Origin of the sequence: Actinomyces sp. HMSC075B09 (assembly GCF_001812395.1) — a bacterium.
GTDB lineage: Bacteria > Actinomycetota > Actinomycetes > Actinomycetales > Actinomycetaceae > Gleimia > Gleimia europaea.
In genome coordinates, this window is record NZ_KV808743.1 from 140728 (window position 1) to 147171 (window position 6444).

Below are 6444 nucleotides of genomic sequence, written 5' to 3' on the forward strand. Positions count from 1 at the left end.
TGGCGGGCAATCTTAAAACGCTATTAGCGGCGCTTGCGCTTTTGTGCTCTGCGCTGCGCGCGATTCATCGCAGGAGCCGCTCCACCCTCTAACGGGGCGGAAGCCTGCCCGCGGCCGCTCGGACGGAAAGCAGAACCCTCATCGGGGATTCCATCAGAATCTCCAGAGCCAGCAGGGCCAGACATCTGCATCTTTCCAAAGTGAGAACGTCCCACATCGCCCATCACGTTGTCACTCTTAGGCTGATTCAAAGCCTTTGCCTGACGAGCCACCGCAGACGCCTTCGCTGCATCAAGCTTCTCCTCCTGCTGTTGCAACGCAAGCTCAAACTGGCCGGCAAACGAGAACGCGAGCTTCACAGCCTCCTCACGGATGCGCTCCATCATTGCCTGGAACATCTGCGCACCCTCAGACCCGTACTCAACCAGAGGATCACGCTGACCCATCGCGCGAAGGCCAATACCTTCCTTCAAGTAATCCATCTCGTACAGGTGCTCACGCCACAACTTATCCACCGAAGCAAGCACAACGCGACGCTCCAAAGCCCGCATCGGCTCCTCCCCAAGCTGGGACTTAGCTAGTGGATTCGCGCTCACCTTCTCAGAAATCTTGTCGTACTCATTGTGAATATCCGACACGTACTCAAACACGAAATCCTCGGCCGAAGCGCCCGTGCCCTCACCTACTGCATCCACAATCTCCTGCGGACGAATCGACACCGGATAATACTCATGTAACGTCGAGAACAAGCCGTCGAGATCCCAATCCTGTTCATCATCCGACGGAACGTACTGGGACACCACCTGACGCACAAGCTCTTCCATGAAGAACTTCATCTGCGGGTTCATGTCTTCACCCTCAAGAACCCGACGACGCTCACCGTATACCGACTCACGCTGGCCGGTCATCACATCGTCATACTTGAGGACGTTCTTACGAATCTCAAAGTTACGAGCCTCAACCTGGGCCTGCGCCGAAGCGATGGACTTTGAGACCATCTTCGACTCGATTGGTAAATCCTCCGGATAGTTGCCTGAAGCCATAATGCGCTGGGCAAGCCCCGCATTAAACAGGCGCATCAAGTCATCTTCCATCGACAGGTAGAAGCGAGACTCACCCGGGTCACCTTGACGGCCGGAACGACCCCGCAGCTGGTTATCAATACGGCGCGACTCATGCCTTTCGGTACCCAGCACGTACAGGCCGCCAAGCTCAACAACCTCATCGTGCTCCGCAGCGACGGCCTCCTTCGCGGACTCCATCACCTTCGGCCACATCTCGTTGTACTTGTCCGCATCCTCCTGCGGATCCAATCCCTCCGAAGCCATGTGAGCAAGCGCAATATGCTCAGCGTTACCGCCAAGCATGACGTCCGTACCGCGGCCAGCCATGTTCGTGGCCACCGTGACAGCACCCTTACGGCCCGCCATGGCCACAACTGCGGCCTCACGCGCGTGCTGCTTAGCGTTCAAAACCTCGTGCGGAATGCGGCGCTCTTTGAGCATGCGCGAAACCAACTCTGACTTCTCCACCGAAGTCGTACCAACGAGTACGGGCTGGCCCTTCTTGTGGCGCTCCTCGATGTCCTCCACCACGGCCTTCATCTTGCCCGCAAAAGTGGGGTAAATCAGGTCCGACTGATCCTTGCGGATCATCGGTCGGTTGGTCGGGATGGGCACTACACCAATACCGTAGGTAGAAACAAACTCCGCGGCCTCAGTCTCTGCCGTACCGGTCATGCCAGCACGCGAACCCTCTGGGTACAGGCGGAAGTAGTTCTGCAACGTGATAGTAGCGAGAGTCTGGTTCTCCGCCTTAATCTCCACTCCCTCTTTAGCCTCGATCGCCTGGTGCATGCCCTCGTTATAACGACGGCCTGGCAACACGCGGCCGGTGTGCTCATCAACAATCAGCACTTCACCGTCCTGCACGATGTAGTCCTTATCGCGCTTAAACAGCTCCTTGGCCTTAATCGCGTTGTTCAAGTAGCCGATCAGAGGGGTGTGCGCGGCGTCGTACAGGTTATCAATGCCTAGCTGGTCCTCAACCTTATCGATGCCAGGCTCAAGAATGCCGATAGTGCGCTTCTTCTCATCAACCTCGTAATCAACCTCAGGCTCGAGCTGGCGCACCAAACGCGCGAACGTCATATACCAATCATCCGCATTGCCTTGCGCCGGCCCCGAAATAATGAGCGGCGTACGCGCCTCGTCGATCAAAATCGAGTCAACCTCATCGACGATCACATAGTTATGACCGCGCTGCACCATGTCTTCAGGCACCTGCGCCATGTTGTCACGCAAGTAGTCAAAACCGAACTCATTGTTGGTGCCGTACGTGATGTCACAGTTGTACTGCTTGCGGCGCTCATCGGGCGTCTGCCCCACCAAAATACACCCGCAAGTAAGACCAAGGAATCGGTAAACTCGGCCCATCAGCTCCGACTGGTAAGAAGCCAAGTAGTCGTTAACCGTAACCACGTGCACGCCTTTGCCCTCCAACGCGCGCAGATAAGCCGGCAACGTTGCAACTAGCGTCTTACCTTCACCGGTCTTCATCTCCGCGATGTTGCCCTTATGCAACGCAGCTCCACCAATCAGCTGCACGTGGAAAGGACGCAACCCCAGCACGCGATCCGCGGCTTCGCGAACCGTTGCGAAAGCCTCAACCAGCAAGTCATCAAGCGTCTCGCCCTCTTCTAAGCGCTGCTTGAACTCATCAGTCTTCGCCTTGAGTTCCTCATCAGTGAGGTCCCGAAAATCGTCTTCGAGGGCATCAACCTGATCTGCAATCGCTTCGAGTTTGCGAAGGGCTCTACCCTCGCCCATCCTCAAGATCTTGTCAATAATAGACACGGCGCTCCAAAAGTTGTCCTTACACAGTTGGTTCCCATTGTAGACCGCCAGTCACGTGAGCGCCGCACGCGCCCGGCCCGGAACTGAGAGCAGCGCCAACAGAACCGTATCAAAAAACGCTCTCACGCCCACTCATCGCGAGCCCTACACAAAAAAAGGGGGCGAGGACTGCTCGTCCTCGCCCCTGGTAGTGAAAACCTATTCGGCTTCAACCTTCGTATTCAAACGGATCACACCGTACGTCCAACCCTCGCGATGGTAAACAACGCACGGCTGCATCGTCTCTTGATCAATGAACAAGAACCACGGGTGGCCCACCAGCTCCATCTGATACAGAGCCTGATCAACCGTCATTGGTTCAGCCTCATGCAACTTCTGGCGAACAATTACCGGCGAATCCCCAAGCTGTTCCTCTCTTGGCTCACCGATCTTCAGATCCTCAGCCGAGCGCAACGTATCGCGATGCGCCTCCTCCTTCAGATCCTGTTCTGCCTCCGGCTCTTCATAAATTCCGCCTAGCTCCGGCGCAATCGGAGCGTTGTAACGCCTGCGATGATCCTTCGCACGATCACGTGCACGACGCAGACGCTCAAACAGTTTTGCGGTTGCAATGTCGACCGCCGCATATCGATCCGAGCTGGATGCTTCCGCTCGGATGATTGGGCCCTTGCCAAAGACTGTAAGTTCAATCCGCTCCGCGGTCTCAGCTCGACGCGGGTTTGGCTCGTGAGTGAGCTCAACGTCAATACGCTGTGCGCGCGGGTAGAACAGTGTCACCTTTGACACTTTCTCTTCTACGTACTCGCGGAAATTCGGGTGGATTTCGGCATTGCGTCCGACAACTGTGATGTCCATGGTTCCTCCAGGAATACGAGGGAAAAATCCCAACTGATTCGCCAGACACACATCGCGCCTGGCCGTGCGTTTAGTTACCACCCCCTACCAGACGTTTGCGGCAAAAACCTTGCAAAGGTTTTTGCCTGGTTACTTAAGTTTACCCGAATTTGGTGACGGGCGTCACTTTAGCGGGTGGCAATTGTGAACATCCGCGAGCGCTACTCCCACAAAACATTGGCCTCCCGCGTATTCCACAGTCTTTCGGCAAGCCAGCATCGTAGCTCCCGTTGTAACCACATCATCCACCAGGATGCACTGCGCCCCGCGTAACTCCACCAACGCACCAACCGAACTACTGTGCGCGCGGCGTTCAACGCCTGACTTCCCTGCCTGAGTCGACCCCCAAGCCTTGGTGAGCACCGGAGCAACCATTACGTCGCCCCCTTCGCGATCAAGATGAGACGCAAATCCGCGAGCGATGTGCGGCGTAACCATCAGGCCGCGCCACGCCCTCGTCCACTGGGATGGAACCGGGACAACGAGCAAGGGGCTACCTGCGAGAGGAACATCCACCACTGCGCGATGCGTCATCCACCCCTGCGCCAGCGACACTCCTGCCTGCACCAACCATTCTTGTAACCTGTTTGCCCGGTCATGTTTCGCAGCGAGGATGATTCTGCGTAGCGCTCCCTCATACTCGCCAAGGCTGATTAGCCGCATCGGCATTTCACCCTCCACCAGGCCGGCTCTAGCAGGGCGTTTCGCTATGGCGGCGCAGCTAGAACACAGTGTCGTATCCCACGCGCCACAACCCGCGCAAGAAGCCGGAGCGACGATATTTACTAACTCGCTAAACAATGCCAACACGAGGCAACAGTAACTAGGTACGAAAGTAGCAATAGCTCCCGCGGGCGAAGGTGTGCAAACCTGAGGGCGTAGCGCCCCTGGGGACACCCTGTCACTTTGGAGCCAAGTAAATAGGCAACGAACTAGTGCGGGTACGATTCCTCTACGAGGTCCGTTGTAGAGCTACGCCAAGACACACCAAATCGCGAGTAAATCGCCTCATCTTTGGTGTCTAAGAGCACCGCCTGCGGGGTGGCTCCTCCCGAAATCTTAATCGCGTCTGCCGGCGCTTCGAGCGTTTCAGGCACCGAACCAAGGCTCGAAATAGTGACCTTGCTAGCCTCATCACCGCGCTGCAAAATCAGTGCCGAAGTGTTGCCAGCCCACGACACGTCCAGCACCTCAGCCGCATCGAGTTCCACACGCCGAGGTACGTCAATACCCGCGGGTTTACCTTGCGCATTACGTTTCACGGCGGCCATCCACACGCTGGAAGAGCCATCCCCATCGCGGCGCAACAATGCTCGCGCGCCATCTGGAGAAATCGAAATACTTTTTATCGAGCGATCATCCTGCCATGGAGATGCGATCCTTACTGAATCATCCCCCGCCGGATTCGTAACAACGACCTCGTTGCCCACAACCGTCCAAATCCAGTCCAGTCGATCGATCGACGGGCGCGAAATTCCCTCGCCCTCTAAAACCTGCACCGGTTTACCGCCCACGCGGACAGAGAAGAGCTTATCGCCGTTAATGAAAGCCAACGGACTGGAATCAACGGGACCAACCGAAGCGGCATGAGCTCCCGGCTGTTCACTAGACGGAACCACCACAGTAGTGAACGACCTATCGCGCAGAACCAAACCCGACTTGTTAAAACCAACGCGCTTATCCATTGCCCACGTGGGGCCGGCCGGGATAGCAACATCGTCCAGGCGCATACCGTTGTTTTGCACACGCACCTCAGTCACGCCCGGCACCTGCGCCAGCGTTGAAGTTACCTGCCACTTCAGAGCTTCCTGTTGCTCTGAGCTAACCAAGTACTCTCCCTCTAGCTGCACGTCCGCAACGCCAGCCGTTACCGCAACCTGTTGAAGCGGGAGGCGCGCCCCCGCGGGGATTGCCGAAACCACAGCCGAAGCAATATCACTAGAAGGTCCCTCAATAAGCGCCTGCATCAGGTGAGACTCCAAACGGCGCACCGGATACCAACGCCTATCCGGCACCAACGCGCGATAGTCGGGCGCAAAAAAGTACACCGAAGCCTGCGTGTACACCGCGTGGAAAGAGGACTGAGACAGGAGCACTCCGTCTGGGAGCTCATCAATGCGCCACTCGCCTAGCGAATTCGTTGTGAGCTTATACTTCAACGACGTCTTGGATGAGGCAGCCTGCTCCTCATAACTGCCATCAGGAGTCACCACGGCGTTAACTCCTACCGACACCGAGACCGTACTCGCATCCCCAGTCACGAACGGCGTTTGATCATCCGAATAGATCTGCACCTGCGATTCCGGACGCCACGCGGCCTTCGCACGATCAGTCAAATACGAGCGCGCCACCTGAAAATCATCCGACAAGCCCGCCGCAGAAGCGCGCAGAAAATCACGTACCAAAATGTCGGGAGTGGACCCAGCAACCGGGCCGTAACCTTTCAAAACCAGCGATTCTGCATCGGGAATATCCCGCTCAAAACTTGTAACCGGTCCCGAAGAAGGTAGCGACGAACAGCCCGCAAGCACCAGCGTGCAAGCCATGACCATAGTGAAAATCTTGCGCCTCATCGCTCCTCCCACAACTTCAGAGGCGTTTTCGCAATCTCAACACCCTGCCGGCGCGGAACTGTCACCATGAACGCAGCGCCTTGGCCTGGCTCTCCATACACCTCTATCTTGCCGCCGTGCAA

Annotated in this window: 4 protein-coding genes; all 4 read right to left on the bottom strand. The window is 56.8% G+C overall.

Features of this window, described 5'->3' with window-relative positions; genetic code table 11:
• Window positions 1-23: 23 nt before the first annotated feature.
• The 4 genes from secA to HMPREF2854_RS08200 all read right to left on the bottom strand — a co-directional run bounded on the left by secA (window position 24) and on the right by HMPREF2854_RS08200 (window position 6322).
• Complete coding sequence (gene secA, locus HMPREF2854_RS08185) at window positions 24-2855, bottom strand: preprotein translocase subunit SecA (RefSeq protein WP_070621190.1); 2832 nt, start codon at window positions 2853-2855, stop codon at window positions 24-26.
• Window positions 2856-3053: 198 nt separating this feature from the next.
• The gene (gene hpf / locus HMPREF2854_RS08190) at window positions 3054-3710 is read right to left on the bottom strand and encodes a ribosome hibernation-promoting factor, HPF/YfiA family (RefSeq protein ID WP_070621191.1); all 657 of its coding nucleotides are present in this window, start codon (window positions 3708-3710) and stop codon (window positions 3054-3056) included.
• A 162-nt stretch (window positions 3711-3872) separates the two neighbouring features.
• Window positions 3873-4418, bottom strand: a complete 546-nt coding sequence (locus tag HMPREF2854_RS08195) for a ComF family protein (protein ID WP_070621192.1) — start codon at window positions 4416-4418, stop codon at window positions 3873-3875.
• Between the two features lie 263 nt (window positions 4419-4681).
• Window positions 4682-6322, bottom strand: coding sequence for an LpqB family beta-propeller domain-containing protein (locus HMPREF2854_RS08200; RefSeq protein ID WP_070621193.1), 1641 nt, complete (start codon window positions 6320-6322; stop codon window positions 4682-4684).
• Window positions 6323-6444 lie beyond the last annotated feature (122 nt).

Bases quoted from the DNA above. Each gene is read 5' to 3' on its own strand.
- HMPREF2854_RS08195 (WP_070621192.1), bottom strand. From the start codon at position 4,418: ATGCCGATGCGGCTAATCAGCCTTGGCGAGTATGAGGGAGCGCTACGC.
- hpf (WP_070621191.1), bottom strand. From the start codon at position 3,710: ATGGACATCACAGTTGTCGGACGCAATGCCGAAATCCACCCGAATTTC.
- HMPREF2854_RS08200 (WP_070621193.1), bottom strand. From the start codon at position 6,322: ATGAGGCGCAAGATTTTCACTATGGTCATGGCTTGCACGCTGGTGCTT.